Consider the following 18,445-nt stretch of genomic DNA (forward strand, 5'->3'; position numbering starts at 1 on the left):
AGTTTAACTATTTTATCGTAAAGATGTATACTGGAATCTAGAACAAACCTTTTTTAAAACAATTCTCCTCTCAATAAAAATGTCGCATTAAAATTGATGAAAGTATAAGAAGAAAACGAATCTTATACAAAATGTTTTCGCTAAGCACGGTTAATAGAGAAACTCAACCATCCAAATATCATTTCTATTTATGATTGTTGCCGTGGGGGGTAATTTTTTTTATTATGGAGAATGTCTAGGAAATTTTGTTAGTACATCCATATAATTCTAGCATATTTTAAATTAAGATTTTCGCTGGTAATGTGAATAAAATTCTCCATATTCGTATCACGTAATAACGATTGGTTAGTTGCGCAGAGGATAGCATAATTCGCATGTGGCTTTTAACTATTTTGCCTTGAGCAGCGATAGAATACCTATCACTAGTGAAGCAAGTGACAAACGTCAGCGGTTGTTCTTTTTCAAAATATGGGATGCTTCACCTTCTAGATAGGTTTAAAAATACTTTAATTCATTTCAATATACAAGGACCGTAACATGTCAGATAACAATGATTTCCTCTTTGGTAAAAAAGCAGTAGAGTTACATTTACTTGATGAAAAACGTTTAAAAAATTGCTACCTAATCCAAAAACAATCTTTGCAGCAAGGAACAGAGTTATCGATAGCGGAAGTAATGCTAAAACTACGATTTATAAATGATTATCAAGCAGAAATGATCACCAACATAATTGAGCATGAAAACGTTTCTGCGAACTTTGTTCAGGAATATGATGATAAAAGTGTAAATCAAGGTAATTTGGTCCAAGAATATAATAATGGCGGTGTGAACTCTAGTAATTTAGTTCAAGAATACAAGGTGCAAGAAACGAAAACGGATCATTTTGTTCAAGAGTACATCGAAACGGACTTTGTCGAAGAGTATAGTGAAGTTAATACACAAATAACTAACACAGGTCAAAAGACCGGTAGTTCAAAAAAACGAAACCCCCTAGAAACGAAGCAAGACTTATTCGTTGGCAAAGAGACATTTGGAAGATATGTTGTCGAAAAACTATTGGGAAAAGGGGGAATGGGTAAAGTTTGCCTAGCTTATGATCCTCATCTAGACAGAAATGTCGCATTAAAATTGATGAAAGTGGAAGGAGAAGATGATTCTTATACAAAACGTTTTCTCCGCGAAGCGCGCGCAATTGCAAAACTCAATCATCCGAATATTATTTCTGTTTATGATATTGGTTACGACAAAGGGCAGTTTTTTTTCATCATGGATTATGTACGAGAGGGTTGCCTAAAAACTCTTGTTAACGATTCGATTTCTCTTGAAGAAAAAATTAGTCTAGTGATAAAAATAGTTAGAGCTGTAGGTTATGCTCATAGTTTGGAAATGGTTCATCGCGATCTAAAACCAGCCAATATCATGCTCGCCAAAATGAATGAACCGATGGTCATGGATTTTGGCTTGGTAAAGTTATTGCAAAGTAGCACAGCTTTATCGAGAACTGGAATGCTACTTGGTAGCTTACAGTACATGCCTCCAGAGCAAGCTACTGATGCCAGTAGTGTTGATGAAAGGAGTGACTTATATTCTATCGGAGCAATCTTATACGAACTAATTGTCGGGCAACTTCCTTTTCCAACAAAAACAAGAATGAAGTTGCTGATGGAAATCATCAATGATAAACCCAAATCTCCTCATGAAATCAAAGCAGATATTCCTCCTGAACTTTCAAAAATTTGTTTAAGAGCTTTAGAAAAAAGTCCTGATGATCGCTATCAAACAGCCGAAGAATTTGCAGCTGCTTTAGAGCAAGCCCGTGCCACATGCTTCTCAGTGAAAACAAGTTCACCAGGCCTAGAAACAGCAAGACTGTTTACAACGAGTATGATGGGTGATGACCGTAAATCGGATCTTAAACTAGGTGATACTTTTGGCCGTTATGTCATTGAGCAAAAACTCGGAGAAGGCGGTATGGGAGCTGTTTATCAGGTTCGCGATCAACAACTTGGTAGAAGTGTTGCCCTAAAAATTATGATTGGCGATGTTGGAGAAAAGCAAATCAAACGTTTTTTATTAGAGGCACGTGCCACTGCTTCTCTAAAAAATCCCAACATTGTAGAAGTATACGAAATTGGCGAAGTGCCGCAAAATTATTTTACCATGGATTTAATAGAAGGGCGCTCGTTGTCGGCTTTGCTTCGTAGTAAAAATCTTACCGCAAGAAAAGCAGCGATTATCATTGCTAAGTGCAGTAAAGCTCTGGCATATGCACACGAAAAAGGAATCATTCACCGTGATATCAAACCATCCAATATTATGATGGAGAACAATGTTGAACCAAAGGTCATGGACTTTGGTTTGGCAAAAGATGTGCAAAATGACAACAAACTCTCTAAATCTGGAGATGTTGTTGGAACGCCTGTTTACATGTCTCCCGAACAAGCAGATGGTCGAAAAATAGATGCGCGAAGCGATATATATTCACTAGGAGCTTCTCTCTACGAAGTTCTTACCAAAAGACCTCCATTTCAGGGAGAGAGTTCTATGCGTCTTCTGCACCAAATTTTTTCAGAAGACCCAATTGAACCAAGACTGCTAAACCCTGACATACCAAAAGAACTTGAAGCTATTTGTTTGAAGTGTCTACAAAAAAAACCGGAAAAACGCTATCAAACAGCAAAAGAGCTAACAAAAGACTTGACTAATTTTACCAGTAATCGTCCGGTAAGTGCCCAAACGATTACATGGTGGATTCGTTGCAAAAAAACCATAGCGCGGAATAAATTGCTAACGACTTTTATACTCACAATATTCTTTGTGTTAATTGGTGTTATTATTATCATTAACAACGAAATGAATATTACAAAAGAAGCAGAGACCAATGCTAGAAAAGCACAAGAGGAAGAAAGATTAGCGAAAGAAAAAGAAAGATCAGCGAAAGAAGAAGCCCAAGAAGCACAAGAGGAAGAAAAATTAGCGAAAGAAGAAGCCCAAGAATCGTTGTATAAAACAAATATACTACTGGCTGACCAATTTAATGAGAACAATCAAATAAAAGACGTTGAACGGGTACTAAAAAATATCAAAGATAAAAGAAATGATGCTGAGCAATATTGGGAATATCGTTGGCAAAAAAATCGTAAACATTTAGAGCGTAAACATCCTATTTCTAAAGATACTAGAGAAATAGAAGACATGGATATAAGTGCAAATGACTACATTGCTGCAATTGACAAAGAAAATGTCTACGTATATAGTCCTAAAACAAAATCATTTACTAATTTTAAAGATCGCAACAGATGGTTAAGTTGTGCCATTAGCCCAGATGCAAAATTTGTAGCAGCTAGTCATGAACATAATTTGTATATATGGAATAACCAAACGAAGGAAAAAATTTATGAGGAGTCTCTTGCAGCACCAGATTCTTTAATTTCTAAAAGAAGAAAACCAAGAAAAGATCGTAAACTTTATAATCAACGTATTGTAGATATGTGTTTTAGCAAAACCGGAAATAAGTTATTAATTGCTAGGGAAACGATAGACAATTATTCAGATAGTAAACTGTTTGATTCTCTAATATTATTTGATATGAGAAAACTAGAAATTATTAAAAAATACGCTGTTCCGGCGAAAGATAGAAATACTTTTGCTAATAATTTTCATGCTTGCGACATTAGTGATGACGAAAAATATATTATTGCGACACATGAAAATAAAAAAATATATATGTGGAATATTGCAACTAGAAAGCTACGTATTTTTCAACAAAACGAAAATAAGTTTAAACGTATTTCTCCACTTTCTAGGTGCAAAATACATCCTTCTAATAAATGGTTTACAGCATATAGCGGTCGAGAAATATATATCTTTTCTGTAAAAAAATCAAAAATAGTAAAAACCTTATTGGTAAAAGGGTATGTTAATCATTGTGACATTAGTCCTGACGGTAAAACTCTTGTTGCTGGATGCAAAGATGGAACTCTACACTTATGGGACATACAAAATGATATGAAGTATAAAGGAATTTTGACAGGTCACGTTCGAATAAAGTATTGCTTATTCTCACATGATAGTAAAAAAATTTACGCAGGTGGTGAACAAGGAATAAAAGTATGGGACAATAAAATACGCTCTAAACCTATCTCCATAAAATTAGCAAATACTTCAAAATTTTGCGCAATTCACCCAACGAAAAGTATGATTGCTGCATCTCCAATGCATGAAACAGCATTTACTCTCTATGATAGCAATACTGGGGAAAAAATAATCAAAAATGGAAAGGCTAAACTTGTGGGGCATTTTTCAGGAGCTTCTCAAGGAAGGTTTACCAGTACTAATATCTTATATACCTCTGGATATGATGGCTCTATTATTCAGTGGAACCTAGACACATTTGATTTGCAAAAAAGAATCCTCGTGATGTCCGAAATAGAAAACTTCGAACTCATTGATAACGACCAAAAAATTATAGCTATTGGTCGTGTGAAGAAAAAGAAAAAAGAATTTTTTCAAATAAGTATTATTGAATCATTAAATTCGAAACCTAAAAAAACCAATTACCAAATTGAACCGCTTGTCAAAGCTTATCTAGAATCTTTATCAGTGGAAGAAAGAAAAAAAAGAGAAAGAATGTCACAAGGAAAAAATCACAATTTTAATAGCAAAATGCACGCAATTTCATGGGATAAAAAAGATATCGTTGCAATAACAGGTAGAAGCAAGTGGGTATATTTATTTGACGTTAGAAAAAGACAAATCAGCGAAGCTTATTATCTTGGATATAAATCACGAGCATCTTTTATACAGCGGCAAGATAAAGTAAATCACTATATTTTATTTACCAGTAAACTCAAAAATGTCCATCAGTATAAAATCGAAAACGGGAATATATCTTTAATGAAGATTTTCGTAGGAAATGTTAATGATGTTCGCCATATTGATGCCACGAAGCAACGCCTAGTTAGTTGTGCTAAGGACGGTACAATTCGTATGTGGCCATTGACTTCGCAGCCAAAAGAAAAGGATGGTACAATTCACATACAGCCATCGACTTCACAAGTAAAAAAAGTCGATCCATATTTCTCAATAAAAAATTCAGGTTTTTTCGTTTATTTTACCTTCAGCAAAGATGGAAAAACACTTGTTACTAGTGAGGCCGGTAATCAAAACTTAGACAGCGGCTTTTCTTTTCTCAAAATATGGAATTCTTCACCCCCTGAATGATAGACCTACGAAAAGATTTATCAATACATAAGTTTTTTAATTGTTCTTCTTGCAAGAAGAGTATTGACCGCGATTTTAATGGAGCACGTGGAATCTTTCTACGTGCATTGGGAGATAAACCCTGGCTGCATTCTCTGTAGCTTGCATTTGTTAACTTTTGTTAACAAAAATTTATCGGTTCGATTATCTGATAGAATTTCGTACAGTATGCCGCGTTTGGATATTTTTTTTCACTGATCAATAATTTCTAAAGCCTTTTGGGTAAGAATATATCTATTGCAAACTTCAAAATCAAATCGCAATGAATCAGGTCCATCATTTGGATAACTCTGTATAAAATGACCTGCTTCGCTTCGATAAAAATATTTCTGTTGCAAGTTATATAGCGGCAGATCAGGATAAACAATCAAGTCTAAATGAGCAAACTTATCAAAATAGTCAAATTTCTTCGCGCCATAAGCATCACTTATATGATAAGGCGGAGAATTTGGCATTAAAAAATGACAAAGTTCGGCAAAATTTGGCCAAGGAGCTCTGCTGCAAACAACATATAATAAAACTCCCCATTGACAAAAAGTATCCAACCTTCCTTTGGGGCCAAAATCAATGCGAATATGTCGGCCATCTTTGATGTTTTCCACAGAACATTCAGAACTGTGGAACCAATATCGCCATTCCTCCTCCTGCCATGTAATAATACCGTCAAAATTAAAACCTACTCCTGGGTATAAAGACATCCATTCGTAGTAACCGACATTTATTGTGTTTTTTAAATCAGCTGCAATTAAAGGAAACACTTCCTGCTGATAATCAACAACATGTTTACATGCACACAAAAAATTATATTCGCGATCTGTAAGTTGATCTCTCAAATTCACTATCCTTAAGGTATTAATCCATGTTTTTTTCAAGCACCAATCCCCAAGCTTTCCACATAATCCATTTCGATTTTTCTTTCTGTCTTCGATTTTAGCTTCTGGAATCTTGGATAAAATACGCTTGAAAATTTACTGTGGTTGATATTGTTTGCTATTCTACCACCTGCTGTAAGTCGAAACATCGATCCATGCATATTAACTCAGTTCGTATCTCTTGTGTTAGCTACCTTTAAGGAGCTTCGTTATTTCTTCAAAGGCTAGTTTGTGATCTTTTTTTAGCCTTTCTAGGAGTAATTGGTAGTTTCCTTGCATAAATTTTAGAGGGGTATTTTTGTCTATATCCTTGACTTGAGGATTTACTCCTCTTTTAAGAAGGAGACGAACTACTTCAACTCTATATGTCCAACAAGCCATGTGAAGTGCTGTAATACCTCCAACTAGTTTTTCAGGGGCGGCACCAGCGTTTAACAAAATACTAACAACTTTTGTGTCCCCTTCTCTTGCTGATATGATTAGAGGAGAATATCCGTCTATTTTATGATTCAGCAATCTAGGATATTTTTTTATTAAGTAAGAAACATTTTCGTGATTTCCACGCTCAATAGCTTTCTCCCAAGATTCTTCAGGTTTAGGTTCGAAGGTAAAATAAACCGTAATCCCTGTTGCTATCAATACTAATAATCCAACTAGTTTTAGTTTAATGTTACTTTTTGACTCACTCACTACTCTCTCCTTAAAAAAATTAATGCATTTTAATCTAATATTTTGGCGCGAATATTACCTATCATAGTTTATTCAGTTTGTTTAATGTGCTAAGCGATTGAGAAAAAAACAACTATCCTGCACGTTGAACTCCACAGATAAAACAATAAATAAAACGAGTAAGAGACTAGAAGCCTTAATTTAACTGAATGGCTAAAAAAACTATAAAATTGAGTGCAAAAAATAATTTAAGCAAGTCGCAAAAAGTTTTTAAGAGCACGCAGCTTGCCTTTGAGTATCATAGCGGCGTTGAGCCTTCGGTTACATAGCTACAGCTATGTGCCTCTCAGGCTTTCCTTGCTCTGACACTCAAATTCTACGCTGACTTGAAACGTGCTCAAAAACTTTTTGCGACTCACTTAACTTTGAGATGAAAATCGCAATGTTTTTTGTAATAAAACCACAACAGCGAATAGTGCTAAAAATAACCACGACGCAACTGCTGATTTTTTTATCGGACGTTGTGCTCCTCGGTATATTTTGCCTTGACGCGAATAAACTTTTCGCTTTTTATGGAAACGGGTATTATAGTACATGTTGTCGTTTGTTGTCATTGTGTATTTGGAAAATGTCAAATTCTCATTGGCGATAATTTCTCGTGGAAAGTCACCATCGACAACGGTCATTGTCATGTATTTTAGGTCAGAAAGTGTTTGTGCAATGATGGAGGATCGTTCTTTTTGCAGCGCGGTGGCATTCAATGCATCGAGATCTGGGCCGCGTAAATCGAAGGCTTCACCGATATTAAGAAGCTTTTTTTCTTTTTCTTCGTGGCTATGAGAGAGTTTCTTGGTTTTTGCTGCGAGAAGATCTGTAGCAAAAAGTTCACCAGCTATGGCGTTGTGTGGTTTGGGATCACGTTGTTCTATTAAATTTTTCCAATGATCTTCGGTAATATCGTGTACTTCTCCTAAAACACGTAGTGGTAGTAGTTGTGTCAAATTGCGATATAACTCTTCTCCAGAAACTTGTTTAACTACATATTTCTTGGGAATAGAATTAATACGACATGGAATTTTGGTAAGTATGTAGACTATATTACGTAAACTACCTTTATTAAAGGTAGATAAGCGCATCGGAACAATGGGTTTATGGTAGAAAAATCGAAAACCCATTCCCTGTACATTTCCATCAAAAGTAGTGTCTACAGGAAGTTTGGCATCAATGTCGCGCATACCTGGACGTGCAGCAACTCCTTTTTGTTGTCCCACTCGTGTTTTCACTGCGACAAAGCACCAACGCATTTTGATATAATCATTGCACGCCTTATCCATCCCTTTGGGATATTTGTACCCATGGGTGTCCATCCAGTTATTTAACGCCCTGGTACTTCCAGCAGCAAGTACCACAACTTCGTACATACCTATAGCTTCTTCTCTGAGTACTTTTATCGTATTGTATTGTAGTGGTACTTCACCGAAATCATCTCCTGCTTCATCTCCCCACCCGTCTGCATCGTCATCATAAAGACTGGCGAAGACCTCTGGGGGATCAATCGCCGCTTCTATATGGGCAAAAATATCATCGGGAACCTTACGTAGTGCAGGAGGTTTTGGAAAAGGAATTAACATACCGAATTGATCTACTTTACCAGAAAACCCCGGACGAATGACAATTGTTTCTACTCCATTCTTGTAAAAAATGTAGGTTTTTTGTAGTCCAATTCGCGTAATCGTTGCTTTTGATCCTGCATTTATAGGTGGTACCATTCCACATGGATCACTCCACAATATCGCAGAAGTGAGGGCTAAGGCAATAAATAAATGTTTCATTTGTTCTCCTTGGTTTTTTGTTTACCAGTCCTCGTCTGAATCGTTGCTGTCAAAATAATCTTCCAAATCATAACTATGAGGTTTGAGAGGTTGTTGTGGTGATTTGTTTAGGATATAGAGTTTTTCTTTGTCAGCGCCTTGCTGTTTTAGTAAACGCAGTAGCTCATTTTTCCCTACCACTTTTCCCCACAATAACAGCCAATGATCTATTTTGACTTCTCCCGTTATCCAACTCGGATAACCTACGGCATTGGCTAACGGTTGGCTACGAATGTTGTTATGGATTTGCTGTTGTTCAGCCATTTTACCCATACGTTCGCACCATAATAACCACGATATTAAGTTTTCCACGAGTGCTTGTCCTGAAACGCGATCCCAATGTAAACGAGGGAGAAATAGTGGACCGTTTGCCCACGGGACATCTTTTGCTGTGACATCAAATTGGAAAAAATTTGCTACTCTTGTAGAGATTTCATTATTATTTTGCGCCATAGTGGCTAGGTATCCTGCAGCCAAACGCCGCATCTCCTGATTTTTATGCGAGGTCATTACGAGTATTACATTTTGTGGGTTTAGTTGTATAATTGTTTTTGTGAGAACAGGTTGCAATTTGGGAATATGCAGTGCTATGTTAATTAGTGTTTGTGCAGAAAGTTTTTTGTCTCGATCCAACAAAATAAGAAGGCGTTTGCCCATTGGATGGTTTATTACAGGAAACTGTGTAAGATATTGTGACATTTTCATGAGCTCTGATAACAATTGCATATTCTGAATACGTGCAGAAATAGCCCAAGTACGTACCAACGGAGGTTGATTATTATTTTGGTGTATTTTTTGTAAATGTGCGTCAACACGATCACCACCGATCTTAGATAAGCAAAAGATTGCCCAACCACGTCGTACGATATTATGCCCGTGTTTAGCTTCTCTGAGTAAATACGGGATAGCTTTTTGTTTTAATTTTACTAAACGTCGGATGGCGACTTTGGTATATTTAGGATTATCCAACTTTTGAATTATGCCATATACATGATCTTCACCTCCCGAATAACCATTGACTATAAGAGTACCAAAACAAATAATTATAGATGCGACTTGTAGCAGCACGCGTAGAAATTCTCTACCTATTCTTTTATATGAAGAAAACAATAATAACCTCCTCAACTAAAAATGCTTTTATTTTACAATTAGGATATTTAATCTCAGCTTGGTTAACTAATCATAGACCAATATGATCTAATATTTGAAAGAAAATGTAAAAATAAAACGAATTATTACATCTTAATGGTATGATTAAAATTAGTTTAGTGATTATACAAAGAAATGGTTGGTTTTCACAACAATGGAAAACACTTGTTATAAGTGGATACTTCTTACGTCAAGATCGATGACAGGCTCAGAAAAAAACTACAAATAAAGTCAAACTTTTAAGGTTTGATTCATTTATTAGCAGGATAAGTCTAGCTTCACTGGAAGTTGAATACAAATAGGGTTACAGAAAAACGTTTTTCTTGGAACACTTTATTTTGTAAGGATTTCGAAAATGGTTGTAGGTTATAAAAGATTTGTAATATATTTTTTCTTAACACTTTCTCTTCTAGCACAACAAGAACGTGTATTTTCAGGATTGTTGATTCCTTCTCTTGTCGATGAAAAAATAGATGCGTGGCGCAAAGTTCCGTTGGCCAAGTTCCTTCTATTTCTCAGGTTGATTTCGTCACAAGACATCAAATATTTAGCCTAGTGATACTTTTTCGTGATTTTGCCACAGATAAAGAGGATAGTGCAAATATTTCTTTTGAAATGCAACTCGTCTCGCCTGATAAGAATATTCATTCAGCTAAAAAGAATATCTTAGGTTACAAAGAAAAAGTCGCAATCAAAAACACTCTTTTGATGTCGCGCAGTTTGATAAAAATAGCTTTTAAAGAAAACGATCCTGTCGGAGAATATACAATAAAAATCCATGCTCAAGATCACATAGCAAAGAAAGACTGTGTGTTAACGAAGAAGATAACTTTGCGTGAGTGGGAATTGGGAAATGAGCCAAAAGATATAAAAGAATATCAAAATTTCATGTTTAAATACTACGGATCTCCTTCTCCTAATAAAGCCATAAAAGCTTATATAGAATATACAAACCTTATTGATCAACACCAACAACTCAATGTTGCAGAGATATATTTTTTTTACAAGATATTTCAAGAAAATACTTATTTAGTAGACCATTTACATCTCTTAGCGAAAAAATCAGATAATCAAACAAAAATAAAAGCCGCATTTATACTTTATCTCGTGGGAAAAAAGAAAGAAGCTTCATCTCTGTTGATGAAAAAGGATAAGCCGCTGCTAAAACTTTTTGTCTTACCAAACCCGTACCAGGAAATTACGCCTTCAGGATTAGATATGTTATGGTGCGATTTTTTTGCGACAGGTCAAATAAAACCTATCAAAAAACTAGTAGAGGCTCTTAAGTATGTAGATTATGCCGGATCAATCGAAAAGTTTTCCACTTCAAAAAAGACAGAAGAAGATAGAATGAAAGCCATTAAAGAAGCGACATTTCGCGCAGCAAATTGGTCATTAACAAGCAATTGCGAACAACATACTCTTGTACGAAACTACTGTTTGTACATCATACAAAACGAAAAATTACCTGGATTAACAAGAATTTATTTGGGTCTGATAATGCAAAAATTCTTTCCCAATCTTGTGAAAGTTGATATTCCCAAAGGTGGAGGAGAAGCCACCGTCAAGGTTTTTAAGAAATAAGATCTTTGTATCCTTGACCTGAGATACTTAGAACTTGAAATATCGTACTTTTTTTCTTCGTTAAGATAAAAAGTACATCCCAAATATGTAGTTTGGCTTTCTACATTTTGTAAAGATTGTAATTTGATACAATTCTGCATGTTTATATCCTAAAAATACTTATCATTTGTTCAAGAACGCTTTGTATCTTGTTTAGATATTTTATAGTATTATAATAAATAACTGTGGATCAAAATATTGAACTACCATTACAAATAATAACTTTTTTGAGGTAAAGATTATGAAAAAAATGCTTAATATCATTTTCTTAGTTGCAATATGTTATTTTGTTTATGAATCTTTTCAAGTTGAAAAACATTTAGACCAAGGTCATATGTGGATGAAGAAAGGAGAGTATGACAAAGCAATATTTGAATATGATAAAGCGATTGCAATTGATCCAGAAGATATTGAAGCTCTCAACAGTAAAGGAATAGTTTACTACGCCAAGGGTGAATATCGCACAGCGATAAAATTTTACAATCAGGTAGCTAAAATATCCCCAAGTGATAACGTTATTTATCATAATAGATCACTTGCCTACTATGAAATTAACGATTATGATAAAGCGATGAAGGATTGCAATAAAGCAATTCAGCTTAATCCTAACGACCCAGAATTTTATCTTGCCAGAGGAGATGTTTACGAGAGCTTGAAAGAATATAATAAAGCGATAAGCGACTATAATACAGCGATTAAGTTTAATCTTGTCGATAGCAATATTTATTTAGGCAAAGGAATAGCGTGTTATCATATAGGAGAATACGATAAAGCGATCAAAAGTTTGACAGAGGCTATTCGTATAAATCCAGAATGTGCAGAAGCTTACAATGGCAGAGGACTTGTTTGTTATGAAAAACGATTATATGATAAAGCAATGATGAATTATGATAAAGCAATACAGCTCAATCCTGAATATGCCGATGCTTACTACAACAGAGGATTTATCTATTACAACAAAAAAAAATATAACCAAGCGATTGCAGATTATAGCAAAGCTTTGAGACACCGGCCAGATGATGCTAATTTGTATTTTGTAAGAGGGAAAGCATTTATAAATAGTGGCAATAAAAATAAAGCAAGAGAAGATTTGAAAAAAGCGCTTTTTCTAGGTGATAGCGAAATTAAGATTGAGGCGCAAAAATTTCTGAAATCGCTAGGGAAATAATATTGCGCTTTCGTTCTCGTAAGATCCCGACAGACAACATTACTTTACGGTCTGAGGGGAGTAAAATCCTAGTCTGTTTGTTGCTGAATTTTTTGCAGATTTTTTTCCAATTCAAAAACATGTTGATCCACCACTTCCATAGAGCGCAAGCTCTCAGCAAGTTTTAGCAAATATTCACTATTTGTTCCACTTGGGCCTTTGGAGTGATAAATTTGTTTTGCCATATCAAGCATAGGAGCTGGTCCAAGGTAATCTGGATTATCATTAGAAGCTACATATGTATAAACATTATACAACAAATTATCTTGGCTACGAAATTCTAGTTTATAGCGATTAAAGCCACATTTTTCGCGATGATCAAGATAAGAGAATGTCGTGTGATATGAGTCAGCAGAGATTTGATAGGCAACGCCCCAACATTTAGACTGTGATTTTGGCAACAGAGTTACTACACGTCCAGGTGCTCCTGGAATTCCGCGATGATCTGGTGAGCCTTGATAAAAACAACGTACCCAGCCTTCAATATAACCGACTTGACGGTCTATAAAGTTAAACCCAGGCCTCCATAGCAAGGAACCATAACCAAAAACCCAGATATTGTTATCCATTTTGCGTCCCTAAGAATAAGTTATTTGCGATCCTGATTCTTTCTATTCATTATACATCCTAACATAGGATAAGAGCAAGAGCGAGATTTGTTTGGATTTTTGGAGTAACCGCTCCTATTAAAATCCGTCTACGAATTCAACAGATGTTCAAATGGGCGCAAGGAAAGATCTAACAACAGTTTTCTATTTGAATTTATTACTTTTTAACAATGAAAACATCCTCTTTCCATTATTGGCAGCAATTGTGAAAGTACTGTGTAATCTACGATGATTTCCATGATTAAGGACATACCAAAACCATACAAAATCCAAAAATATTACAATAACAAAGTCCAGATATCTCTGCAAGAGTTGAGAACTATCGCTGTAATTATTGAAAAACAACTAAAAGATAAATTCGCCAGATTGAATTAAATTGATTGAGCAATCTCAGTAATATGAGGATAGCTTAGCTTTTTTGTGATTCAAGATCCGGTAGAATATGTTAACCTTTTACCTCTCTAAAGAGGTAGATCAAAAAGGGGAAGAAAACTATGAACAAAATTCCAATGATTATTATTTTGACATTATTTTTTTTATTTATCTCAAAGGTTTTTACAGACGAATCTCAAAATAGTTTACCGATTATTTGGGAATCATCTACTGCATTACAAACTCCTGAAAGCAGTCATTATTCTTTCAAGCATAAGGCTATTTTTGTTTCGAATATGGCTGGTGGACCAACGGACAAGATCGGAAAAACAAAAGGATACAAAGGAGGATGGATTCAAAAAATTCGCTATAATAAAAATAATACATTTGAGATAGAAGCAGAAAAATGGGTAACAGTACTTAATTCTCCAAAAGGAATACACGTTAGTGGCGATTATTTATGGGTAGCTACTGTAGACTCAGTAATAGGAATTCATATTCCAACAGTAGAAAAAAAAATCACTATTCCCATTGTTGGGGCCAAATGTCTAAATGACATAGCAATTTCTACAACAGGAACTCTTTATATCTCTGATGTTTTTTCCGGAAATATATATAAAATAGATAATCCGAGAGATATCAAATTTCGTAAAGTCGAAGTATTTGCCAAATCTCCGGATATAGAGGTTGTCAACGGTTTGTTATTTTCAAATGATTATCTAATCGCTGGTGGTATGGGTAATTTATATCGAGGTGGCAACAAAAAAGGGAATTTTATTAGCATTAACACTATCGATAAGAAGTCGGATATTCTTATACCAGAATTAGGTATGATAGATGGAATAGAGCTCGATAATGATAACAATTATATAGTTTCAGAATTTTCTCAAAATGTGATTTACAAAATAAAAAATGGCCACAAAACGAAATTATTGTCTCTTCCTGGAGAAGGAACGGCAGATTTAGGTTTTATCAAAGAAAGTAATTTGTTGATAGTGCCTAAACTGATGAAAAACAAAATTACTATTTATGATTACAGCAAAATTGTAAAGTAATAGTAATAGTTTCTTTATAACTCGATCCGTTTTGAATATTTACCTGAACTAGGTGGTGCTTTTGAAAGAGGAAAATAAAAAACTATTGAGCTTCTGGGCTTTTCATAATTCGTCTTGCTGCCATACGAGCACCACTTATATTTCTAGAAGCTGTGCCGACTTCTAGTTCTGCGAGTGGACCCATCACAAACAAGCCTTTTTGCCACCTTAAAAAACCATCTACAATAGGGAATCCGTCCTTGGCTGTTTCTAAATCAAGAGTTTTAATGGTATTATCGATGAAGGATCCGCCAGGTCGTTTGTGTTCAAAACCGGTAGCTAGTACTACAGCATCTGCATCTAGTGTTAGAAACATGTTTTGGGTTGAGTTACAGTGTGCATTAAGTATCACTTTTTGGTATTGAGAATCGTAAATGGCATTATCAATTTTAGCCAGTTTCCAGTCTATTTTTTGATTATGTATGGCTATTTGCAAACTATGCATCACTTCAGGTGTTAAGGAGCCGCAGTTACGAGCCTCTTGAATCATCGTTCGGCGCTGAGCATAATCTCGTTCGAGATGAAACCCTTCTAAATATTTTGGCCCTAGCCAGCCTGGATCACTATCGAAATCTGATTCTCTTAGGTTGTGGTGAGAAACGATAGTAATTTGGCGGTTTGGGTTAGTTTCTAAGAGAGTTAATGCAAATTGTACAGCAGAAATACCAGCTCCGATAATCACAACACTGTCATCGTCATCAACTTGATTGCGATGAAAATCTGGATCAAAAATATGATGCACGCTATCAAAGCCACTAGACCGCTTAAGAGTTTTGGCCCACTTAGGCCAATTAGGCTGGTCTCCTATTCCAAGAGCTAAAACCACATTCTTAGTCTGAAACTGTACTCCGTTTTCTGTTTTTACTTTGTAACCATTGCTTGTTAATTCCATTGCTTTTGCACAACCTTGGCGCCAGCTTGACATTAACCCTATCTTGTCTATAATTGACTGAGAATGGTGCATAAACAACCCGAGCGACGGGCGATCACAAGGGAGAATAAAATCAAGTTCTCCCTCTTCTTCGGCATTAAATTTATCCGTTTGGAACTGGATTTCTTTGACGTAACTCTCAAGCTCAAAAGGCTCGATGCCAAGATTGTGTACTAAAGGGGAACGCATATGAGTCATACCAGTATTTGTTGTATGGTGATTCCACCGAGCTAAGGGCACACTGCAGTAACGATTTAACTTGTAAAAATCTAAAGTAAGCAGCCATGCAAAAGTTTTCGGATATCATCCGAAAAAGTAATAGAATAGGTGGAGACGGTATTCTTTATCATAAATTTTATTTTTATACCCGAAAATTTATACTGGAGTACTTAGTAATGCTGAAAACCTAACTTACGGAAAACATACTTTTTTTATTTGAACTTTGTTTTATTATACGTTATAATAGTGTAAAACAAATAAAATTACTGTGTCAGGAAGAAATAAAATGACATGGATAAGTATTGGGAAAGTAGCAGAGTTTTTTGGTGTAACAACACAGTCAATTCGCGATTGGACAAAACAGGGGAGATTAGAAGCAATACGGACATTAGGTGGACATAGAAGATACAACCTGGAAGGCATAGAAAAAAAGCTTGGTTTTGAAAACGAAAATAAAAAAACAATACTATATTCAAGAGTAAGTGCGCATGATCAAAAAGAAGACTTAGTGAGGCAAAAACAAGAGCTAAAGAATTATAGTGAAAAACACAAAACATCAAATGTAGTAGAAATATCAGAAATAGGATCTGGATTAAATTATGAAAAACGAGGTCTAAAAAAGTTACTAAGTTTAATACTAAATGATAATGTAAAGCAAGTGGTGGTATCTTATAAAGATAGGTTAATGCGCTTTGCAACACAAATATTAGAACAAGTTTGTACAGCGAAAAATGTAGAACTAGTAGTGCTAAATGAAAGACCAGAGAAAAAATTTGAAGAAGTAGTTGTAGAAGATGTTTTGTCAGTGTTAACGGTATATTGCGCAAAAATCTATGGACGGCGTTCGCATGAGCGAAGAAAAAAAAGACAAAATAAAAAACGGACAAGTGCTGGCGTTCCCGATTCCAATAAAGAATAAGGAAGTAGCCGAAAAATTACGCGAAACATTGGCTTATGTACAAGAAAAAGCGAATGAGTACTTGGAGTTTGCGCACAAAAACAAGTTGTATAGTGTATTTGATGGAAATAACAGCAAGTATTCATACAAGGTGTTAGAGCCGATATTTGTAAAGTTATACAAAAAAAGTAAAATGTCAAGTCGGATCAATCGTGGAGTACTGGAGATTGTTGGGCGAACGATGCGCCAAGTACGAGATCGCATGCGAGTATTTGATTTACTGATGAAGGAAACAAATGATCCGAAAAAGTGGACAAACAAACTACTCATTAAAAACGAAATATTCGAAAAAGCACATTATGTCAAAAACATCAGAGAGCAAGTAATCAATTATAAACGTAAACATCGAAATATTCCTGAAGATTTTTACGCTTTACAGAAACCGCCGAAAGTAAAGAAGAAAATACTGACTTACGCGCCTGATGATGGACAAGCGATAAAACTAACGAAAGATAAAGACAAAATAAAACTCAGTTTCAAAGTGATAGATCGCTGTGGTAAACAAATAAAATGGCGTTGGTTAGAAACAAATATAAAACTTCCCTCTTTTCTCGAAGAGAAACAAATAACATCTCCTGATCTTCGCTTTGATTGTGTTCATGGTGATTATTTGCCAATTCTTGACTTTAAAATCACTGTTGAAAAACCTAAAAAACAAAAAAGCGAAAATTTTATTACCATTGATTGGGGAGTACGTAAACTTCTTACTCTTTGTGTTTTTAATAACAAAGGCGAACAACTTTCGCAGCCATATTTTGCTAATTTTTGTGGGATACAAAGTAAATTACAACGAATTTACAAAGATATTGATCACTGGAAAAGCAAGCGCGATAAGCTTCTCCACAAAGATTCGTTATTCAAAAAATGTAATAGAGAAATTGCCAAAAGATGGAATAAAATTTCATTAATCAACAAAGAAATCTCACACACAGCCGCGAACATCATTGTCTTTTTTGCCAAACACTACAATTGCTCAAAAATCTATTATGAAAACCTAAAATCACTTAAATCTCGTGGTTACTCTCGTAATAAAAATCATCAAATAAACACCACTGTCCGCCAAAAAATTATTACTCTGACTGATTATAAAGCCAGTCTGTGTGGTTATTCTTTACAAAAGCCTATTCATCCAGCAGGTACCAGCTCCATTTGCCCAAAATGTTCGCACAAAGGGCAACACTTTTTATCTTCTGATAACCACAAAAAACAACACAAATCTCTTCCTTGGTTTTATTGTCCAAATTGCACATTCTCCGCTGATCGTGATTATGTCGCGTGCTTGAATATTGCTCGGAAAGCCATTTTTAAAAAGAATCTCAAAAAATGTACAAAAACAGTCGTCTATAAGAAGACTCGTTTGCCTGATTCACTGTTCCGTCAGGACGCCTTTGCTACAATCCATTGCAAAGGTCACATTTATTATTTGAAGGGCTGGATACATTCTGTTTCCCTCTCTTCCAAAGTCGTACAAAAGAGTTTTAATTCTTTTAAAGGTACTATCTTTGGAATCCTTCGCGTATGAATGTTATCCACTACTTTGGATTTTTTAGTTTAAAGAGGAACGGTATGGCATGGGGATCTAAGACAGCCAAACGACTGGAACAGATACC

Annotated in this window: 12 protein-coding genes; 6 read left to right on the forward strand and 6 right to left on the reverse strand. The window is 35.2% G+C overall.

From position 1 onward, the window contains the following. Positions 1-537: 537 nt before the first annotated feature. Positions 538-5,223 carry a serine/threonine-protein kinase gene (locus UABHE_RS19660; protein WP_372364960.1) on the forward strand — a complete coding sequence of 1,562 codons (4,686 nt, stop codon included), beginning with the start codon at positions 538-540 and terminating at the stop codon, positions 5,221-5,223. A gap of 230 nt (positions 5,224-5,453) precedes the next feature. On the opposite strand, the gene UABHE_RS19665 is transcribed toward UABHE_RS19660, so the two are convergent. The 4 genes from UABHE_RS19665 to UABHE_RS19680 form a co-directional block, all read right to left on the reverse strand. Beyond that, positions 5,454-6,095: a hypothetical protein gene (locus UABHE_RS19665; RefSeq protein ID WP_372364961.1), complete on the reverse strand. Its 642-nt coding sequence runs from the start codon at positions 6,093-6,095 to the stop codon at positions 5,454-5,456. A gap of 225 nt (positions 6,096-6,320) precedes the next feature. Beyond that, complete coding sequence (locus UABHE_RS19670) at positions 6,321-6,824, reverse strand: ankyrin repeat domain-containing protein (RefSeq protein WP_372364962.1); 504 nt, start codon at positions 6,822-6,824, stop codon at positions 6,321-6,323. Positions 6,825-7,222: 398 nt separating this feature from the next. Further along, complete coding sequence (locus UABHE_RS19675) at positions 7,223-8,635, reverse strand: DUF2330 domain-containing protein (RefSeq protein ID WP_372364963.1); 1,413 nt, start codon at positions 8,633-8,635, stop codon at positions 7,223-7,225. Positions 8,636-8,656: 21 nt separating this feature from the next. Continuing rightward, positions 8,657-9,784, reverse strand: coding sequence for a HEAT repeat domain-containing protein (locus tag UABHE_RS19680; RefSeq protein ID WP_372364964.1), 1,128 nt, complete (start codon positions 9,782-9,784; stop codon positions 8,657-8,659). A 516-nt stretch (positions 9,785-10,300) separates the two neighbouring features. Between UABHE_RS19680 and UABHE_RS19685 the strand changes: the two genes are divergently transcribed. Then, complete coding sequence (locus UABHE_RS19685; RefSeq protein WP_372364965.1) at positions 10,301-11,407, forward strand: hypothetical protein; 1,107 nt, start codon at positions 10,301-10,303, stop codon at positions 11,405-11,407. Positions 11,408-11,687: 280 nt separating this feature from the next. Then, entirely contained in the window at positions 11,688-12,614 is a 927-nt protein-coding gene (locus tag UABHE_RS19690; protein ID WP_372364966.1) for a tetratricopeptide repeat protein, read from the forward strand. A gap of 68 nt (positions 12,615-12,682) precedes the next feature. Here the strand turns inward: UABHE_RS19690 and UABHE_RS19695 are convergent, their stop codons facing one another. Beyond that, on the reverse strand, positions 12,683-13,222 hold the full coding sequence (locus tag UABHE_RS19695) for a gamma-glutamylcyclotransferase (protein WP_372364967.1): 540 nt from the start codon (positions 13,220-13,222) through the stop codon (positions 12,683-12,685). Positions 13,223-13,755: 533 nt separating this feature from the next. Between UABHE_RS19695 and UABHE_RS19700 the strand changes: the two genes are divergently transcribed. Continuing rightward, positions 13,756-14,688, forward strand: coding sequence for a hypothetical protein (locus tag UABHE_RS19700; protein WP_372364969.1), 933 nt, complete (start codon positions 13,756-13,758; stop codon positions 14,686-14,688). Positions 14,689-14,770: 82 nt separating this feature from the next. Here UABHE_RS19700 and UABHE_RS19705 read toward each other — a convergent pair whose 3' ends face one another. Further along, entirely contained in the window at positions 14,771-15,898 is a 1,128-nt protein-coding gene (locus tag UABHE_RS19705) for a SidA/IucD/PvdA family monooxygenase (protein ID WP_372364970.1), read from the reverse strand. Positions 15,899-16,163: 265 nt separating this feature from the next. Between UABHE_RS19705 and UABHE_RS19710 the strand changes: the two genes are divergently transcribed. After that, the gene (locus tag UABHE_RS19710) at positions 16,164-16,796 is read left to right on the forward strand and encodes an IS607 family transposase (RefSeq protein ID WP_372364971.1); all 633 of its coding nucleotides are present in this window, start codon (positions 16,164-16,166) and stop codon (positions 16,794-16,796) included. Then, positions 16,726-18,357 (forward strand): zinc ribbon domain-containing protein, encoded by a 1,632-nt coding sequence (locus tag UABHE_RS19715; RefSeq protein WP_372364972.1) that lies wholly within the window; start codon positions 16,726-16,728, stop codon positions 18,355-18,357. Before UABHE_RS19710 ends, UABHE_RS19715 begins: the two co-directional genes overlap by 71 nt. Positions 18,358-18,445: the final 88 nt, after the last annotated feature.

The sequence above is a fragment of the Candidatus Uabimicrobium helgolandensis genome, assembly GCF_041508025.1.
GTDB classification, from domain to species: Bacteria; Planctomycetota; Uabimicrobiia; order Uabimicrobiales; family Uabimicrobiaceae; genus Uabimicrobium; species Uabimicrobium helgolandensis.